This is a genomic window from Pseudomonas sp. KB-10, from assembly GCF_018221585.1.
In the GTDB taxonomy this organism is placed as follows: domain Bacteria; phylum Pseudomonadota; class Gammaproteobacteria; order Pseudomonadales; family Pseudomonadaceae; genus Aquipseudomonas; species Aquipseudomonas yangonensis.
The window spans coordinates 409,932-424,638 of sequence record NZ_QYYB01000004.1 but is presented as its reverse complement, the minus strand read 5'-3'; the positions used below and the strand labels follow the sequence as shown (position 1 = coordinate 424,638).

Sequence of the window (14,707 nt, the reverse complement as noted above, 5' to 3'; positions counted from 1 at the left end):
TGGGGCCGATTAGGATTCGACGCCGGTAGCGAAACTTGAGGGGCATGCCGAGTAGGTGACAGTTCTCGTAAATCCGCTGCCACAATTTCATAGTTGCCAACGACGACAACTACGCTCTGGCCGCCTAAGGGCGCCAGCTGACCCTAGGGGATGCCTGTAAACCCGAAGATCTGGTCAGTCATATAGAACAGGATCGCCGCCAAGTTCGCTGCAGACGTAACGGCTAAAACTCATGCAGCTCGCTCCAAGCACCCTGCCACTCGGGCGGCGCGGAGTTAACTCAGTAGAGATGGCTAAGCATGTAGAACCAATAGCGGAGAGCTGGCGGACGGGGGTTCAAATCCCCCCGGCTCCACCAATTGAAGCAAGCATAATCCCCTGATTTTCCTAGAGAATTTCAGGGGTTTTGTGTTTTCAGGGGCAGCAACTGTCCCGAAAGTGTCACAGCCGCTACAAAAACGAAAAAACCGGCTCAACGGCCGGTCTCTTCACCCGAGGTTGAGGCTGAACCGAATCGGCCCACCAAGGGTTGAGTTGTAGACACAGTATTGCCCAAGTCACGAAGCGATCAAACCCTTACCTGAAGCCAACGGGTTCAGCTTCACCGCCTCGGCCAGATGCTCCGGCGCCAGGTGCGCATAGCGCATGGTCATGGCCAAGCTGGAGTGACCCAGGATTTTCTGTAGCGTGAGGATGTTCCCGCCCTTCTGCATGAAGTGGCTGGCGAAGGTGTGGCGCAGTGCGTGGCTGGCCTGCCCTTTCGGCAGCACGATGCCGGATCGGCTCAAGGCTCGACGGAACGACGTGATAGCCCCGGTGAATTGGCCGTGACGCTTCCAGTGATCACGAATGAACGCTTCCAGCTCGGGCTGGATCGGCACGGTTCGCACCTTGCTGGATTTGGTCTTGCTGTAGGTCACAGCGCCATTGCGGAGCCTCGATGGTGCCAAACCTTCCGCCTCTGACCATCGAGCACCAGTGGCCAGACAGAGCAGCACGATAGGTTCGACGTGTGGGTTGTCGCAGCCTTCGCGAATGGCGGTCAGCAGATCGGCTATCTGTTCCTGGGTCAGCCAGGACAGTTCCCGTTCTTCGATCTTGTAAGGCTTCATCAGCTCCAGGGGATTGGCGTAATCGATCTGGCCGAGGCCTCGCAGCTCGTTGAACACTGCCCGGATGTATCCGAGTTCGTTGTTCAGCGTCTTGGGTGTGATGCCGGCTTCTGCCCGCAAGCGGCGATCATGGGCGTAGGTGGCCGGGTCGAGCTTCATGGCGATGGGGTCGCGTAGACGAATGCACAGGGCATCAAGCTTGGCCTTTCTGCGCTCACCATCCTTGAGCATATGGCCGTGCAGATCGAACCACAGACCAACCAGCTCAGAGAGTCGGCGGCGATCCTGGGCCTTGGGGTTCCAGGCTGGGTCAGCGGCCTTGTTGGCAGTGATGTACTGCTCATAGCGCAAGGCTTCTGCCTTGGTCTTGAACAGCTTGCGGAAGCGCTGGCCACGGATGGGCTGGACGTCTGCAAGCCATCGGCCGTCGGGCTGTTTTTTGACGGTCATACTGCCCTGCCCCACCTGACGTGTCGTTCCTCCAGCATGCCTTTGATGTGTTTGTAGAGATCACGCTCACTCATTTCCTTGGCCGCGTAGTGATCCCGTATAACGGGCCAACAGTCCCATTGTTTTAGGGTGGAGAAAGCCTTTTTTACGCCCACTCGCTCCCGTGCCAGCAGGCTGACGAAGTTTCCTAGGAATAACTCGACGTTCTTGCCGGAGAAGCCACGCGAGGTCTTGTAGCTGCGCTTGTACTCGGTGTCATCCAGCAGCGAATCGACCGGCAGATCGACGCGGGCATCTTCACGCAGCAGGGTCCAGATCGGTTCGTAGTAGCCAGGGCGGGCCAGCAACTTGAACTGCTGCATGCCGTAGCGCCAAAGGCCGTCGAGGTGTGGAACAAAGGCGGCATAGCTGTTGGTTTCGATGGCGTTGCCGGTGTGCAGATCAATGGAGCCACTGGCGAACTGCTGGATGACGGAATGGTGGTAACGAAGCTCGACACGCCACACGTCTTGCTTGGGATCGTAGTTGTCCGGGTCGCCTTCGTCGAAGCTGTCACGACGCCGCCAGACGCCTTCCCAGTAGTCGAGCTTGTCTACCGCTCGGGCTTGCAGGGTTTTGTTGTAGATACCCAGCTGGACGCTGCCCGCCGAGCCAAACAGGTAGGACTGGCCTTTGCCGTAGGTGGCAGACTCCATCGTCCATTGGATTTCCTTGATGCCGGAGATATCACGGGCAGCGCGTGCGCGGCAGTGCATGCGGGCCACCAAGTCAGCAGGCGGTTGCCAGCCTTGCAGATCCAGGGCGATGTGGACGGCGCATTGGTTTACTTCAAGGTGCGTAAGGATCTGCTCGGCATAGAAATCCATGCGGGCTTGCAGGCGCTCAGGCGACAGTGCATCGATGGCATGGGGTGACACTTCGATTTTCAGGTGTGGGCCGATGTTCTCCTGCTTGGCGCTGTAGTTCTTGAGCAACAGGACAAAGCCCAGGTCAGCGTTCTGCAGCTTGTACTGGTAGCCCGAATCCTTGCTCACACGGCCTGCATGCCAGCGCTCTCCCGCGAAGTCGACGATGGTGCCGGGTTTGTCGAACAGGCTCATGATTTCAGGGCGGAGCAAACCGCGATAGAGCTGGCGGACGGTATCGACACCGCAGTGCAGCAGGCGAACTTTCGACAAGTCGACGAAACCGGCTGTACTAGGGTCGACGAACAGGCGCCCATTCGGGTCTTCACAGGCCAGCATGTCGAGTCTCAGGAAGTCTTTTGGCTTTCTCATGTGTTCACCTATTGCTGATTAATGCGGAAGTTTTTCTCTAACTCTCTGACGTGCTACAGGGGCGTCAGGCGGCGGGCGCGCCGCTGTGGCACCAGCGCCCGTTGCGCTACGCTGACTCGGCGCTGGTGTCAGCTAGCGGCGTGCTGCGCCCCCGACGCAGCCGAACCCGTCTCGGCTGCGCCGAGACACACACGGCTACGTCAGGGGCTTGCACCGCTCTTGCTTCATCCATCGTTCAAGCTCCTTGAATGGGTCTGGTTCTGTCAGGCAGTTCTGTTCCTGGATGTAGGAAGGCACCTGAGGACGTTCAAAGGGCGGGAGGCTGGCGTACCAGAGGAAGGCGCTCAGCAGCGCCAGGAACAGGAGGTGCAGGCAGTCAGCGAAGTGCAGCGGTCGGGGGCGGATCAACACCAAGGGCTTTGCCCTTGTCATCCCACTCTTGCCGCCGAGGGCTCGGGAGCGCGGGGCGGTGAAGCTGCCCCACTCTCCCGTGGTCAGGCTCGTTTTCATGGCGTGGGGTCAAGGGTTCGCTGCGCCCGTGCTTCCGTTCGCCGGAACGGTGGAGCTGTTCCGACGAGCCGGGAGCGCGGCCCCTGACCCGGAACCATCGGCGGAATGGGTCAGGGTCATGCGGCCCAGTACGTTGCCGGAACCATGCCGGTCGCGGTACCGCATCGCCCTGATAGTGCAAATGTCGTCGAAGTAGAACTCGTTCGGGTTGCCCGTGCTGGAGCTGACCTCGACGGCGAGGAAACAAGGAGCGCCCTGCATGCTGTCCCGTGGGATCAGCACGCCGACGATATCAGCACACTGCCAGAAGGATTCCGTGTCACCGTCCCACATCAGTTCCAGCAGAACGGTTTGCCCGACTTAGCTCAGAGCCGTAGGCGTATCCAGGGTCAATCCGCGCTTAGCCATGGTGGCGCTCTCCTTCCGTGGGTTGCTGGGCTTGGATCAGTTGCGGGAGCTGCAGGCGCTCCAGCACCTTGGCCGTGGTGTGACCACGACCGTGAATGACTCGGGCGGTCTGGATCAGGTGGAAGTGCACTTCCAGTGGGTAGTCGTGGCCGCCTTCGAACGGCATGGTCAGGAAGTAGCCGTCTTCAAACACGCCCGGCACGGGCAGCACCAGGCCGATGACGTGGTAGCAGCGCCACCGGCGTTCGCCTTCATCTTCCCAGTAAAGTTCCATAAGTACGGTCTGCCCCAGGAAGCCAACAGCGGTAACCGGGTCGAGCTGGAAAGGTTGCTTAGGCATGGGCGTAGTCCCCCTCCTTGAACTCGGCTTTGCCCTTGGTCAGATCGGCGCGCAGGCGAGCCAGATTGACCATGCGGAAGTCGGCCAGCTTGAGGGTCGGAATGGTGCCGGTGTTGGCCCAATCGGCCACCTCTTCCACTGACACGCCGCTCAGCTCGGCAAAGGTCTTGAGGCTGCACAGGTCGAGGCTTTCGTCAGGCTTGCTCATGGGTGCCCTCCTTGGCGGCTTTGTCCTGGGCGTAGCTCGCTTCCAGGCGAATGACGACTTCCGAGTTCATCGAACGGCGCGAGGCGAAGGCGGACTGTTCGATCTTGGCGCGCAGCTCTGGCGGTACGCGCAGCTTGAATTGCGGGTCTGTTCGGCTCACAGCGTCCACTCCTGTTCCAGTAGCTGGCGGGTCAGCAACGCCACGTTGACCATGGTGCGTTTGCCGACCTTCTGCGAAGGCAGGTAGTTACGTTCTACCCAGGTGCGTACCACGATGGGTTCGTCGCCCATGCCGATCCATTCGGCGAACTTCTGCCACGGCATCAAGGGCGGGGCACCGTGCAGCTTTTGCGGGTCAAGACCTTCCGTATCCATAAGCTTTGTTCCACTATGTTCGGCATTGATAAGCAACCAACAAAATGGGTAATAGCTACCCATAGAGTGATTGTTACCCATCCCCCACGATGGAGCAATTACTACTCAGGAAATATTTTCTATATGGAAAGCGCAGCCGATAGAGCACGCGTATTGATCAAGCTGGTAGGCCCGAAAAAAGCAAGCGAACAAGGCGGGGATTACGAGCGCTGGAGAAACGTCAGCAAAGGCGCTGTACGCGTAAGCGCAGACGAGATCGACGTACTGGTGAAGATTTACCCCCAGTACGCCCTATGGCTGGCTAGCGGGAAGACTGCGCCGGAGATCGGCCAGACCAGCCCAGCCTATGACGAAGCCAACCGAAACTTGAGCCAACCCAACGCGGGATAGCGATCACCCAGGAAGCAGCTAGGCGCTGGTACGCCCGTAACGAAAGGACTCAGAGAAAGTAAGCAGGGAGCGCAGATGGAGTTTTTCTTTATAGTCATTCTCGTCGCTGCAGCGCTTGCAGTGGCGAGCGTCAAGAAAAAACCGCAAAGCTACTACCGCAAGCGGCAATCCCCTACCTGGGCGGCGCCGGATCAAACACCGGCATTCCCGCACCCACCGAGCCAAGCAACTCCCCCAGCTCGACCACCGAGCAAGATTGCGCCAGACGGATTCCGCTATGACCCTGAAGGCGAATGGCCCTTCCAGAAGCGCAAGCTGATCACTGATACCGAACAGATACTGTTCGAACGTCTACGCGAAGCCCTCCCCGACTACCACATATTCACCCAGGTACAGCTATCCCAACTTGTAAGCATCAAGAAGGGACACAGCTTCAAACTTTGGTTTGCACGCACCAGCCGAATGAGTGTGGACTTTGTTGTAGTAGATAAAGAATTAAATACAGTAGCCGCCATCGAGCTTGATGACAAATCTCATTATATGGATGAAGATCGACACCAAGCAGATGCAAAGAAAGACAAGGTTCTAACTGCTGCCGGAATTAAGGTAATACGCTGGAGATGCGAAATAATGCCATCAAAAAACCAAATAGAGTTGGCATTTCCGGAGCTGGCAAAGCCAACAGAGCCGAGACAAACACGTGATTAAAAAAATCGAAAACTTAATATACGAATCAGATAGAGGCTGCGTAATAGTTGCAGCCGCGATATTGGATGAAATTCTTGCAGCAAAAATCAAGAGAGAAGCAAAAGCAAGGGGAATGTCTAATACAGCAATAAGTCGCATGATGGACATGAGCGGCCCACTATCAAATTTCTCCTCAAAAATATACATATGCAGGGCCTTTGGACTAATAGATGAAAATTGCTTTCACGATCTACTTATCACAAGAAAACTAAGGAATTCTTTTGCTCACGAGACTGATAATGCCAGTTTTTTAAACCCAACAACCTCAAAAAAAATAAGAAGCATGTATTTCGTTAAAGATTGCATGAAAAATGAGCACAAAGAAATACTGGCAAACTTACAGCCAAACAAAAACATAGAAACAGAAAACCCCAAAGATTGGAAGCTAATATCACAAGGCCTGCTCCCAATAGACAAGTCTATGTTTTGCGTAGCACTTCTTAAAATAGCATCAGCCTTAATGCAAAAGCAGAAAGATTGACAGACCATAAAAAGAGAACAATAAACTCAAAGCACCAACTAGAGCGAGTCAAAACAGAGAAGAAATAAATGAAAGAAAAGAAAAACGAGATAGACACCAACGAAAATAATGGGCTACTAGACACTCTTGCGCCAACGCTAATACTCATAGCAGCAGTAACCGCAGCAACATCAACAATAATAGCATACACACATTACTTCCCTGGCGAAGTAATAAGAAAGCACTCCACCTGGGGAGAGTTTGGAGATTTCTTTGGAGGCACTCTTAATCCAATATTCGGTTTTCTGACAATAATAGCCCTGCTAGTCACAATCAGAATTCAAATAAAGGAATTAAAACTAACACGAAAGGCAGCCATTGAATCCGCGGACGCCCTAAAAAAACAACACCAAGTCGCGCTAAGGCAATCATTAGAACAATCTTTTTTTAGGTTCTTAGAAGACATTAAAAACGACGAATTCATAAATCATATAAGGAAATCATGCTCCGAACTAAACAACATATTGTTTGAAATTATATACAAAGACGGCATAGAAGGTGCAGATAGAAAAATAACCATAGAAGAACTAAGAGAGCCAATCAGAAAAATCGCCGCAACCGGCTATATCAGCCAAGTCCTTATAGAAAAAACGATAACCCTTCTTGAGATCGCAGAAAAAATTGGTGGAGAAGAGAAGAGGCTTTATATAAAAATACTGCAAACTCACTACTCCCCACCACTCATATCCTTCATATATCACTTCACGACAATAGCAAGGCCGAGCAAAATAAAGATACTCAGGGACAGCAAGCTTATCAAGGGGGTATCTAAGCACTACATCTTTACACAAGAAGTAGCAAACATAATAGGAGGAGAAACAGAAAAAAACTTTAAAAAAGAAAGAGAGAATCTTATAGAAAAATACAAGCAAGACCTTGAACTTATCAATACAAGAAAGAGTCGTAGATAACTACCAACATCTACAGCGAGACTTGGAAGTAAGTTCGATGTACTCGACGAGCCGCCCTGCCCCGAAAGTGTCACAAACACAGCAAGGCACAGCGGATCAATGCGTCATAGCGAAGACGGCTACAGGCCGAATTGATTGGGGAAGCGGGCTACAGCGGGACAATGCAGAAGCCTCGACACGGGTTCAAATCCCCCCAGCTCCACAAAAAATCCTTTAAAAATCAGTCACTTAGCAAATAGCTACAGTGCCTTTTTTGTGCCTGATTGGGCTGAATTGGCTGGGTTATGCCAGCTTAATGACAGCCTTTGTAGTGAATATGTAGTGCCGGTCACTGGCACGCTTCCACCGCCGCTTCCAGGCGCTTCTCGTACCCCTTTCGCTGCAGCCGCTCGGCGCGTAGTGCGCGCATCTGCTCAGCAATCGACGCGCCGATGGGCAGCACGTCGACGGCGAACACCGCCCGTTTTACGCGCTCAGTGCGACACGGGATCTGCACCGGCACCTCGACGCGCACCACAACAGGCTCGGGCGGCTCAGCCACCTGGCCGGCGCAACCAACCAAAACCAGACATAAACCAATAGCCAGCCGCTTCATTGCGCACGCTCCCGCCGTAGCTCATCGTCGAATGCCTGGCTTGCAGCAGTGCAGGCATCGACGCCGGGCGGCGTTCGCTCCTGCATGACTGCCAGCGCCTGTTGGTCTGCCTGCTGAGCCTCTCCCTCCGCCTGCTGCTGCAGATCCTTGGCGCGAGCGGCTCGCTCCATCGCGCTGGCACGCAGGTCGGCCAGCGCCGCGTTCTGCTCGATCACTCGGCCGAGCAGAGTGGTGCGCGTCGCGCGGCAGGCCCCGAGCTTGCCAGCGTCCTCAGTGCGTGCCTGGCGCTCGGTGGCTAGGTCGCCCTGCAGACTGTTGACGCGGACCTGCTGCCCACTGGCTACAACAGCCAGAGCGAGCAACCACCAGGCCTAGGCTGGAACCACTGAAAGCCAGTTCACGCCGGCACCTGCACGCGCTCTTTCACCCAGCCATACAGGAAGGTGCGCTGAGTGCGGTTAGCCTCGGTCAACTCCAGATAGCGGTTGCCCTGGGTCGAGTTCAGGCCGCGCAGCAACACGCTCTCGCCTTCGCGGCCGCGCTTGGCCAGGAAGCGTTTCAGCGCGTCGATGCTCAATGGCCCCAGGCGACCGTCGACAAACAGATCTTGATAACCGCTATCAGGCAGGTTGAATCCGTTCAGCCAGCGCTGCAGGTATTCAGCTGCTCGGGCCGGCCCCATGTTCACCCCGGTGTCGATCACCTCAAGGCCGATGTTGGCGTTCACAGCCACCACTTGGTCGAACTTCGGTTCAGTCACGTAGCGCTTGAGGTAGATGGACTCTGCTACGTTGCGCGGCATTTCGCGCATATCGCCCTGGTAGCCGTTTGCTCGAGCAACTGCGACGGTGATGCCATACATTGTCTCGCCGCCACGGTCGTTCGGGTTATTGCTGTAGCCGCCCTCGGCCCGGATCACCTCAGCGATGATCCGCGTGATTGCAGGGTTCATGATTTTCTCCAGACACAAAAAAGCCCGCGCGGGGCGGGCATGAAGGGGAACTCAGTAATATTGAGAGGCGCAATCGCCCCTACATCAGCAGCGGGTGCCAGCCGGGGGCGATTGCATCGATCAGGCCGATTGCCAGGTACGCGAGAGCGAGAGCAGCGGCACAGAGAGTGAGGGCGGTTTTCACTGAGTCCATTCCTATCAGGGCCGCATCCTGCGGCAGTGATTCCAGTCTGCCACCACAATTAGACGTATGACAACCCTATCGCACGTACCGGCCTACCCACTCGCCCGCACGCCGACCCACATCAGCCAGGCCCTCCAGCGCGCAATCCCACTGGAGCGCAGCGCCTCGTGAAATACGCGATCGGCATCGGCGCGGCTCAGCTGGCCGGACGCATACAGCCAGCCGCTACGCTCGTCACGCTGTTGTCGATGCCGTTAAGCGCGTCGAGCTGCGACTGCGCCGCGGCCAGCTCCTCATCCAGGGCAGCCATAGCACGCTCATACTCAGTCGTGAGCTGGGACGAGACACCGCCGACTGCCGACGTTTGGCGCTGCAGTTGCTCCAGCAGCTTTTCGTCAGCTGTCAACTGCTTGCCGCTGATCGCCTGCAGATCAGCAACCAGGTTGGCAGTCCGCCCCTGCTCGCGCTCGAAATCGACCAGCGACCCGTAGATCCCGGTGTCGATGTTCGACGCCGCTGCAATAGCATCCTCCAATCCCGTAAACGAGGCCAGCGATTTGCCCGAACCACTCAGCGATAGCGGCCTGAATTTCCTCCTCGGTTTTGCCCTGCGTGCGGATCTGCGTGCGCGCCAACTTCAACCCTGACAGCGCGCTGTCCTCGATTGTGTAGCTCAGGGATTCGAACAGATCGAAAACACTATCAGCTGTAGCCGCATAGGTTTCGTCAAGCGCGGCCTGAACCTCGGGTTCGAGGTCGCGCCAGATCGTTTTTTTTCTTGCTGCTGCTGAACAATCCGCCCTTTTTCTTGCGGTACTCGAACTGGGCGGCGTCGAGCGCCCCGTCCTCGATGCCGAGGCCTATACCGTAATCCTTGGTTTTCCACGCGCCGCCAAAAAGCGCCTTGTTGAGCGTGTTGTGGATGCCCGAGACCAGCGCGCCACCGCTGAGGATTGAACCCCACTTGTCGCCGAAAATCGGGCTCAACAGTTTTTGTGCATCTTGCGCTGGCCTGACCACGCCGAAGTCGAGCGCCGCGGAGGCAGGGGGTCGATTGCAAAACTCGTGCGGGAAAGCTGGGTTTTTCTGATTTGATTCTCGTCTATCCGAACGCCGGCCTGGCCGAACTGATGACTGCCCAGTAGCGCCGCAAGAATCCAAGTCAGCGGGTTGGATGCCATGCCGCCAATAGTGCTACCAACCTTGGCGCCAATCCCCATCGCGCCACTCGCGCCCGCCGTAGTAGGCCCGGCTAGGCCAGGGGCCAGATAGGCGCCCTGCATCCCAACGCCAAAGTTCCCAATAGACGACATGCCCAGCATGTTGCCAAAGGTGGAAATATAAGCCCCCATGGTGCTGACCATGCCGGCCAGGCCGTTGGTATAAAGCGAGTAGGCATTTCGGGCAGTGTTCACGGCCTGCATACCCTGCTGCAGGCCAGACCCCCACCCGAAGACCCGCCCCCCAAAAAGCCACCCCAAACATCGCCGATGCCACCTGGCGTGTTGGTGCCAAGCACTTGATTGGCAAAGCTGACAGTAATCGGCTTGGTGATCGCCATATGAGCCAGCTCGGCCAGCGTCTGCTGAAAGCCCTTTTTAAGCCCGCTCCACAGATCATCGGAGTTATCAAAGACGTTACGCCAGGCATCGGCGAAGGCCTCGTCAACGCGATCAATCGCGCCCTGCGTAAATTGCGCCCACTGATCAGCAGCGCGCTGGTTGTTTTCGTACTCCTTGCCCAGCTGCTGCATTAGCTCAGCGTGCCGTTCCAGGGTCAGCGCGCCTTCGTCCAGGGCCTCATCCAGCACACGCTGTTCAGCAGCGTATTTGCGGGCTGCTGCCGCCGCCGAATTCAGACGGTCGTCAATGGCCTGCATGGCATCGGCGGCCTTCTTATAAGCCTGCTCGGCCTTCTCAACAGCAGCTTTATGCATCTCCCAGACCGAGTTAGACAGGTCTTTATTCAGCCCCTGAATGATTTTCTGCTACTGGGTGGCTGTGACCGACTTCTTGGCCAATGCGGCGTCTGCCGCCTTGACGCCTGCGGCATAGTCCTTCTGTGCCTTGGCGGCCGGGTCGTACTTCGCTATCAGTGCATCAATAGCGCGCAGCTCGTCATTGATGCCCTTGATGCTGCCTTTGCGCCCCTCGGTCGCTTTTGCGCGCGCATCCTGCGCCGCCTTCTGCGCCTCGGCGGCTTTCAGAATGGCCTTGGCTTCGTCCTCGGTGTACTTGCCGTGTTCCTCGATATGCCGCGTGGCCTGCTTGATCGGGTCGTTACCGTCCTCGATGGCAGCCGTGCGCTTCTCGATGGCGGCAATGTAGTCGCTGGCCGACTTGTTCAGCTGGCCAGGCGCCTCGGCTAGGCGGGGCTTAAGGTTCTTCAGCCGGGCCATCAGTGTTCGGCCTTCCGGCGCTCAACCCCGGTCCAATGCCCATCCCAGTCCACACGCAAGAAGGCGGCGACATTGCCGCGTGCCCGGTAGACCTGAACCATGACCACCAGCAGGATGACCACCAGCATTGGCGATACCGGCGCGACTGTCTGCAGGTAGAGAACCGACAGGCCTACCGACAGCGAGTAGCCACCAGAGGCGGCAGCCATCAGCCAAGCAAGCAGGGAATGCCCGAGCTTGTACTGTTGGCCTGGCTGCGGGCACCATGCGAAAATCCTGGCGCTGATCGCTGCGCAGATCGCGGCAGCGGCAAGAGTCCAGCAGTCCGGTGCAACAGCAACGACGATGCTACCCATTGCCACCTCCAGAGCCAGGACGGCTCAGTGCGTGGCGTGCCCAGCCGAGAGCCGCGCTTATCCAGCCCGGCATCTTCCCGCCTTTCACCCACTCGGCAACGCTGATCAGCACGGTGACGATCAGCGCAGCGGCAAGCAGTGCAGGAAGTCCGGAGAACTTGGTAAGGCTGCGGCCCATGAGTTCAGCCGCCACGAAGTAACCACCAACCCAGGACACGACCAGATAGGCCAGGCGCGACCAGATCGACAGGTCACGCGCCCAGGTCACGAAGAACAAGGCGCCGGCCCAAGCGCCGATCACGGCGTTTAGGTCGACCCTTGGAATAAGCGCGGCAGCACCAATGCCTAGGACACCGGGCACAGCTACTGCGGCCACGCTGCTTGGCTCTGCCATATTCTCCCCTCACACCACAAATTTGCTGTGTCACCACAAATTTGCTGTGTCACCACAAATTTGTTGTATTACCACGAATTTGTTGTATACTGGAGCCATCCAGACAACAGAGATGAGGTGATGAAGTTCAGCGAATTCAGGAGATGGCTTAAAGCCAACGGGGTGACCTTCGAAGCCGGCAAAGGAAGCCACTTCAAGATCACCGCACCAAACGGCAAGACGACGATCTTTGCGGATCACGGAGCCAAGGAAATGCCCGAACCAACCCGCAAAGCAATCATCAAGCAACTGGGGCTCTGAGAGCCCCTAAGCCGTATCGCTGGACGGCACCGAATCAAACGAAGTCATCCACTCATTACCGAGGGAAGCCATGTACAACTACGCAATCCGATTTGAACGAGACGACAGCGCACCAGGCTTGGCCGTGTTCTGCCGTGACCTTCCTGAACTGAACAGCTACGGCGACGACGAAGCGCACGCCCTGGCAGAGGCCGTGGACGCCATCGAGACCACCCTGTCGACCTATGTCGATCAGCGCCGCGCTATTCCGCAGGCCACCGCGCCAGAAGCTGGCGAGCACGTTGTGCACCTGCCGGCCGTAACCGTGGCGAAGATCGCGCTATGGAATGAGATGGTGGCTCAAGGTATGCGCAAGGCCGATCTATGCCGGCTGCTGGATCTGAGCCAGACCCAAGGTGACCGCCTGGTGGACTTCCTGCACAACACCAAAATGGAAGCGCTGGAGAATGCGCTTGCCAAGCTCGGCAAGCGCCTGGTCGTTCATCTAGAGGCAGCCTGAAAAGAAAAAGCCCAGCTCGATGGCTGGGCTTTTGACTCTATGATGCCGTCAGCACCCACATTTCTTATAGATCTCATTGCGTTTTGAGGAGAACGCAACCGGAACGGGTAGCCATCCTGCAGAACAACCATCTCAACTGGTCACCTAACCGAAGGCGGTAGCGTTTGGCGAACATGGTCGTAAATTGGTTTGATGCCAAGCCGCAAGAACACTTCATCGGCGTAGGAGATTGCGTGCTTTAACGCCCAGCTTGCACACCCTGCGCCGAGCCAACCATCTGCACGCATGCCGGCAGATCCTGGACGAGGCTGAAAACGACCGCTTATTTGATGGGGCAGCTTGCTTTCAAGAAAGTTTCCGACTCGAGCTGCTCCTGGAGTGCCAACATCGAAAAACTCAGCCTTGTAGTGCACCAGCTCATTGCGCAGTCGAATTGCTGTTGCGAGGTCTTGCCCAGGATTGCAGCTCTTTGAAATAGGCTCCTTCTGGGCAGCTCTAAGCAGAATTCCAAATTTCTCGGTAACGGTAGACTTCTGCACCGATGTCGATTCACCAAGGTCAGCTATGAGAGCTAATGAGCCGGGATCGATTGACGACAGATTTCCTCCGTTTTTCTGCGCGGCATCGGCAAACAGTTCATTTATAAGCGCCTCTAGAAACGCCACGGTTGTAAACAACGACGAGGCGGCGTAGCCAGCAATTAGAGTATCAAGATTTGCATTGAAAGACGCAGCCCCATAACGCCGCTCAAGCCTTTCTGCCCGACTGACGAAGTAACCAGCCACTCGAAGGTGCTGGATGGAATAATACGTCTGGCTAGAGATTGCGGAGACTATCACGAATGCCTAACGCTTGTTTTCAAAATAAACATACTGAAAGTTTCGACGTTAACTCGCTAAATCTTACATTCAAGAAAGTTACAAAAAAACCCGGTTGAATAACCGGGTTTTCATCATGAATAGCTATTCATCATCCTCGTCGAACTCTTCCTCCAGAGCTTCGAGAAGGTCATGTCCGTCCCAGGTGAGCTGATACAGAAGCGCGCTCGTCTCCCTCAAGAAACCACCGCCCACAAGTAGCTCCAAGTGGTACTGGAACTCCTCATGCTTCATTGCGCCAAATGGCTCGTCCTTGCTGTACACGGATCTCAGGTGACCTAGGTCCACCGGTTCCCGGTAGAGTAAGCCTGAACAGCGTCGAGAATTGCATGAACCTTGCGTGGATTCCGAATCATGATTTCGTCCTTGGTTGATAGATAATTCCGAGATTAGCAGAACGACACGCATAAAAAGCCCAGCACAATGGCCGGGCTCTTTCCTGCTTGGGCGTGTACCTGATCACGCACCAAACCGCAGGTTCGAAAACTACGCGGTCACTCGGCCACTGTCAAGCCCTAACCACCAGCCTCAACGCCAAGATTCAGACCACCCAGATGGCCGAGCAGCGCCGTAACGAGGTAGCCCAGGCGAAAGCCGAGGCCGATAAAGAGCGCGCTCGAGCACAGGGCGAAGCCGATGCAAAGCTGACGCTGGCCGAGGCCGACGCCAAGGCTATCGCCATCCGTGCTGAAGCGCTGCGCTCCAACCCTGACGTGGTGACGCTGAACGCCGTTGAGAAGTGGGACGGCAAGCTGCCCACCTACATGGCCAGCGGTTCCCCCCTGCCCTTTATCGGCGTCGGCAAGTAACCAGCACCGGGCGCCACGCTGCGGGCGCCTGGGCAACTCAGGAGATAAACATGGTCACCGCGCACGTCCCACTCAGGAATCCCGGCCCGGAAAC

The 14,707-nt window shown here is 56.4% G+C and carries 28 protein-coding genes and 1 other RNA gene; 8 read left to right on the top strand and 21 right to left on the bottom strand.

What is annotated here, in order from left to right:
* Nucleotide 1 precedes the first annotated feature (1 nt).
* Nucleotides 2–358, top strand: a transfer-messenger RNA (tmRNA) gene (gene ssrA, locus DXK50_RS13825).
* Nucleotides 359–557: 199 nt separating this feature from the next.
* Here ssrA and DXK50_RS13820 read toward each other — a convergent pair.
* The 8 genes from DXK50_RS13820 to DXK50_RS13790 form a co-directional block, all read right to left on the bottom strand.
* Complete coding sequence (locus tag DXK50_RS13820) at nucleotides 558–1,562, bottom strand: phage integrase (RefSeq protein WP_212630712.1); 1,005 nt, start codon at nucleotides 1,560–1,562, stop codon at nucleotides 558–560.
* The gene (locus tag DXK50_RS13815) at nucleotides 1,559–2,839 is read right to left on the bottom strand and encodes a hypothetical protein (RefSeq protein WP_212630711.1); all 1,281 of its coding nucleotides are present in this window, start codon (nucleotides 2,837–2,839) and stop codon (nucleotides 1,559–1,561) included. The genes DXK50_RS13820 and DXK50_RS13815 overlap by 4 nt, the downstream gene beginning before the upstream one ends.
* Before the next feature lie 195 nt (nucleotides 2,840–3,034).
* A complete protein-coding gene (locus tag DXK50_RS13810; RefSeq protein ID WP_212630710.1) occupies nucleotides 3,035–3,349 on the bottom strand; it encodes a hypothetical protein in 315 nt (104 codons plus the stop codon).
* Nucleotides 3,350–3,358: 9 nt separating this feature from the next.
* Nucleotides 3,359–3,694 carry a hypothetical protein gene (locus tag DXK50_RS25520; protein WP_249186868.1) on the bottom strand — a complete coding sequence of 112 codons (336 nt, stop codon included), beginning with the start codon at nucleotides 3,692–3,694 and terminating at the stop codon, nucleotides 3,359–3,361.
* Nucleotides 3,695–3,749: 55 nt separating this feature from the next.
* Nucleotides 3,750–4,097, bottom strand: coding sequence for a hypothetical protein (locus DXK50_RS13805; protein ID WP_212630709.1), 348 nt, complete (start codon nucleotides 4,095–4,097; stop codon nucleotides 3,750–3,752).
* Nucleotides 4,090–4,305 carry a hypothetical protein gene (locus DXK50_RS13800; protein WP_212630708.1) on the bottom strand — a complete coding sequence of 72 codons (216 nt, stop codon included), beginning with the start codon at nucleotides 4,303–4,305 and terminating at the stop codon, nucleotides 4,090–4,092. The genes DXK50_RS13805 and DXK50_RS13800 overlap by 8 nt, the downstream gene beginning before the upstream one ends.
* Nucleotides 4,292–4,465 (bottom strand): Arc family DNA-binding protein, encoded by a 174-nt coding sequence (locus tag DXK50_RS13795; RefSeq protein ID WP_092374249.1) that lies wholly within the window; start codon nucleotides 4,463–4,465, stop codon nucleotides 4,292–4,294. Before DXK50_RS13795 ends, DXK50_RS13800 begins: the two co-directional genes overlap by 14 nt.
* Complete coding sequence (locus DXK50_RS13790; RefSeq protein ID WP_059390727.1) at nucleotides 4,462–4,680, bottom strand: hypothetical protein; 219 nt, start codon at nucleotides 4,678–4,680, stop codon at nucleotides 4,462–4,464. Before DXK50_RS13790 ends, DXK50_RS13795 begins: the two co-directional genes overlap by 4 nt.
* A 153-nt stretch (nucleotides 4,681–4,833) precedes the next feature.
* Between DXK50_RS13790 and DXK50_RS13785 the strand changes: the two genes are divergently transcribed.
* The 4 genes from DXK50_RS13785 (at nucleotide 4,834) to DXK50_RS13770 (ending at nucleotide 7,248) form a co-directional block, all read left to right on the top strand.
* The gene (locus DXK50_RS13785) at nucleotides 4,834–5,070 is read left to right on the top strand and encodes a DNA-binding protein (RefSeq protein ID WP_082768146.1); all 237 of its coding nucleotides are present in this window, start codon (nucleotides 4,834–4,836) and stop codon (nucleotides 5,068–5,070) included.
* Between the two features lie 75 nt (nucleotides 5,071–5,145).
* Nucleotides 5,146–5,778 (top strand): DUF2726 domain-containing protein, encoded by a 633-nt coding sequence (locus tag DXK50_RS13780; RefSeq protein WP_212630707.1) that lies wholly within the window; start codon nucleotides 5,146–5,148, stop codon nucleotides 5,776–5,778.
* The gene (locus DXK50_RS13775; protein WP_212630706.1) at nucleotides 5,771–6,298 is read left to right on the top strand and encodes an MltR family transcriptional regulator; all 528 of its coding nucleotides are present in this window, start codon (nucleotides 5,771–5,773) and stop codon (nucleotides 6,296–6,298) included. The genes DXK50_RS13780 and DXK50_RS13775 overlap by 8 nt, the downstream gene beginning before the upstream one ends.
* A gap of 68 nt (nucleotides 6,299–6,366) precedes the next feature.
* Nucleotides 6,367–7,248 (top strand): hypothetical protein, encoded by an 882-nt coding sequence (locus tag DXK50_RS13770; RefSeq protein ID WP_212630705.1) that lies wholly within the window; start codon nucleotides 6,367–6,369, stop codon nucleotides 7,246–7,248.
* A 328-nt stretch (nucleotides 7,249–7,576) separates the two neighbouring features.
* Here the strand turns inward: DXK50_RS13770 and DXK50_RS13765 are convergent, their stop codons facing one another.
* From DXK50_RS13765 to DXK50_RS13715, 11 genes are all read right to left on the bottom strand, one after another.
* A complete protein-coding gene (locus tag DXK50_RS13765) occupies nucleotides 7,577–7,843 on the bottom strand; it encodes a hypothetical protein (RefSeq protein WP_212630704.1) in 267 nt (88 codons plus the stop codon).
* Complete coding sequence (locus DXK50_RS13760; protein WP_212630703.1) at nucleotides 7,840–8,205, bottom strand: hypothetical protein; 366 nt, start codon at nucleotides 8,203–8,205, stop codon at nucleotides 7,840–7,842. The genes DXK50_RS13765 and DXK50_RS13760 overlap by 4 nt, the downstream gene beginning before the upstream one ends.
* A 35-nt stretch (nucleotides 8,206–8,240) precedes the next feature.
* Nucleotides 8,241–8,795: a glycoside hydrolase family 108 protein gene (locus tag DXK50_RS13755; protein ID WP_212630702.1), complete on the bottom strand. Its 555-nt coding sequence runs from the start codon at nucleotides 8,793–8,795 to the stop codon at nucleotides 8,241–8,243.
* A gap of 276 nt (nucleotides 8,796–9,071) precedes the next feature.
* Nucleotides 9,072–9,179, bottom strand: coding sequence for a DUF1353 domain-containing protein (locus tag DXK50_RS13750; RefSeq protein WP_249186865.1), 108 nt, complete (start codon nucleotides 9,177–9,179; stop codon nucleotides 9,072–9,074).
* Nucleotides 9,176–9,514 (bottom strand): hypothetical protein, encoded by a 339-nt coding sequence (locus tag DXK50_RS13745; RefSeq protein ID WP_212630701.1) that lies wholly within the window; start codon nucleotides 9,512–9,514, stop codon nucleotides 9,176–9,178. The genes DXK50_RS13750 and DXK50_RS13745 overlap by 4 nt, the downstream gene beginning before the upstream one ends.
* A gap of 191 nt (nucleotides 9,515–9,705) precedes the next feature.
* Entirely contained in the window at nucleotides 9,706–9,966 is a 261-nt protein-coding gene (locus DXK50_RS13740; protein ID WP_212630700.1) for a hypothetical protein, read from the bottom strand.
* Nucleotides 9,963–10,403, bottom strand: coding sequence for a hypothetical protein (locus DXK50_RS13735; protein ID WP_212630699.1), 441 nt, complete (start codon nucleotides 10,401–10,403; stop codon nucleotides 9,963–9,965). Before DXK50_RS13735 ends, DXK50_RS13740 begins: the two co-directional genes overlap by 4 nt.
* Complete coding sequence (locus DXK50_RS13730; protein WP_212630698.1) at nucleotides 10,391–10,915, bottom strand: hypothetical protein; 525 nt, start codon at nucleotides 10,913–10,915, stop codon at nucleotides 10,391–10,393. Before DXK50_RS13730 ends, DXK50_RS13735 begins: the two co-directional genes overlap by 13 nt.
* A 51-nt stretch (nucleotides 10,916–10,966) precedes the next feature.
* Nucleotides 10,967–11,377, bottom strand: coding sequence for a hypothetical protein (locus tag DXK50_RS13725; RefSeq protein ID WP_212630697.1), 411 nt, complete (start codon nucleotides 11,375–11,377; stop codon nucleotides 10,967–10,969).
* Nucleotides 11,377–11,733 (bottom strand): phage holin family protein, encoded by a 357-nt coding sequence (locus tag DXK50_RS13720; protein ID WP_212630696.1) that lies wholly within the window; start codon nucleotides 11,731–11,733, stop codon nucleotides 11,377–11,379. Before DXK50_RS13720 ends, DXK50_RS13725 begins: the two co-directional genes overlap by 1 nt.
* Complete coding sequence (locus tag DXK50_RS13715; RefSeq protein WP_212630695.1) at nucleotides 11,726–12,127, bottom strand: putative holin; 402 nt, start codon at nucleotides 12,125–12,127, stop codon at nucleotides 11,726–11,728. The genes DXK50_RS13720 and DXK50_RS13715 overlap by 8 nt, the downstream gene beginning before the upstream one ends.
* A 120-nt stretch (nucleotides 12,128–12,247) precedes the next feature.
* Here DXK50_RS13715 and DXK50_RS13710 point away from each other — a divergent pair, with 120 nt between their 5' ends.
* Nucleotides 12,248–12,427, top strand: a complete 180-nt coding sequence (locus DXK50_RS13710; RefSeq protein WP_212630694.1) for a type II toxin-antitoxin system HicA family toxin — start codon at nucleotides 12,248–12,250, stop codon at nucleotides 12,425–12,427.
* Between the two features lie 70 nt (nucleotides 12,428–12,497).
* Nucleotides 12,498–12,926: a type II toxin-antitoxin system HicB family antitoxin gene (locus tag DXK50_RS13705; protein ID WP_212630693.1), complete on the top strand. Its 429-nt coding sequence runs from the start codon at nucleotides 12,498–12,500 to the stop codon at nucleotides 12,924–12,926.
* Nucleotides 12,927–13,066: 140 nt separating this feature from the next.
* Here DXK50_RS13705 and DXK50_RS13700 read toward each other — a convergent pair whose 3' ends face one another.
* Together DXK50_RS13700 and DXK50_RS13695 are read right to left on the bottom strand one after the other, a co-directional pair.
* Nucleotides 13,067–13,711 carry a hypothetical protein gene (locus DXK50_RS13700; protein ID WP_212630692.1) on the bottom strand — a complete coding sequence of 215 codons (645 nt, stop codon included), beginning with the start codon at nucleotides 13,709–13,711 and terminating at the stop codon, nucleotides 13,067–13,069.
* Between the two features lie 177 nt (nucleotides 13,712–13,888).
* On the bottom strand, nucleotides 13,889–14,068 hold the full coding sequence (locus tag DXK50_RS13695; protein WP_212630691.1) for a hypothetical protein: 180 nt from the start codon (nucleotides 14,066–14,068) through the stop codon (nucleotides 13,889–13,891).
* 290 nt (nucleotides 14,069–14,358) lie between these two features.
* On the opposite strand from DXK50_RS13695, the gene DXK50_RS13690 reads away from it, so the two are divergent.
* Nucleotides 14,359–14,613: an SPFH domain-containing protein gene (locus DXK50_RS13690; protein WP_249186833.1), complete on the top strand. Its 255-nt coding sequence runs from the start codon at nucleotides 14,359–14,361 to the stop codon at nucleotides 14,611–14,613.
* Nucleotides 14,614–14,707 lie beyond the last annotated feature (94 nt).

Coding starts and splice junctions, on each gene's coding strand:
- DXK50_RS13820 (WP_212630712.1), bottom strand. CDS start 1,562: ATGACCGTCAAAAAACAGCCCGACGGCCGATGGCTTGCAGACGTCCAG.
- DXK50_RS13815 (WP_212630711.1), bottom strand. CDS start 2,839: ATGAGAAAGCCAAAAGACTTCCTGAGACTCGACATGCTGGCCTGTGAA.
- DXK50_RS13810 (WP_212630710.1), bottom strand. CDS start 3,349: ATGAAAACGAGCCTGACCACGGGAGAGTGGGGCAGCTTCACCGCCCCG.
- DXK50_RS13805 (WP_212630709.1), bottom strand. CDS start 4,097: ATGCCTAAGCAACCTTTCCAGCTCGACCCGGTTACCGCTGTTGGCTTC.
- DXK50_RS13800 (WP_212630708.1), bottom strand. CDS start 4,305: ATGAGCAAGCCTGACGAAAGCCTCGACCTGTGCAGCCTCAAGACCTTT.
- DXK50_RS13790 (WP_059390727.1), bottom strand. CDS start 4,680: ATGGATACGGAAGGTCTTGACCCGCAAAAGCTGCACGGTGCCCCGCCC.
- DXK50_RS13780 (WP_212630707.1), top strand. CDS start 5,146: ATGGAGTTTTTCTTTATAGTCATTCTCGTCGCTGCAGCGCTTGCAGTG.
- DXK50_RS13770 (WP_212630705.1), top strand. CDS start 6,367: ATGAAAGAAAAGAAAAACGAGATAGACACCAACGAAAATAATGGGCTA.
- DXK50_RS13765 (WP_212630704.1), bottom strand. CDS start 7,843: ATGAAGCGGCTGGCTATTGGTTTATGTCTGGTTTTGGTTGGTTGCGCC.
- DXK50_RS13755 (WP_212630702.1), bottom strand. CDS start 8,795: ATGAACCCTGCAATCACGCGGATCATCGCTGAGGTGATCCGGGCCGAG.
- DXK50_RS13735 (WP_212630699.1), bottom strand. CDS start 10,403: ATGCAGGCCGTGAACACTGCCCGAAATGCCTACTCGCTTTATACCAAC.
- DXK50_RS13730 (WP_212630698.1), bottom strand. CDS start 10,915: ATGCATAAAGCTGCTGTTGAGAAGGCCGAGCAGGCTTATAAGAAGGCC.
- DXK50_RS13725 (WP_212630697.1), bottom strand. CDS start 11,377: ATGGCCCGGCTGAAGAACCTTAAGCCCCGCCTAGCCGAGGCGCCTGGC.
- DXK50_RS13720 (WP_212630696.1), bottom strand. CDS start 11,733: ATGGGTAGCATCGTCGTTGCTGTTGCACCGGACTGCTGGACTCTTGCC.
- DXK50_RS13715 (WP_212630695.1), bottom strand. CDS start 12,127: ATGGCAGAGCCAAGCAGCGTGGCCGCAGTAGCTGTGCCCGGTGTCCTA.
- DXK50_RS13710 (WP_212630694.1), top strand. CDS start 12,248: ATGAAGTTCAGCGAATTCAGGAGATGGCTTAAAGCCAACGGGGTGACC.
- DXK50_RS13705 (WP_212630693.1), top strand. CDS start 12,498: ATGTACAACTACGCAATCCGATTTGAACGAGACGACAGCGCACCAGGC.
- DXK50_RS13690 (WP_249186833.1), top strand. CDS start 14,359: ATGGCCGAGCAGCGCCGTAACGAGGTAGCCCAGGCGAAAGCCGAGGCC.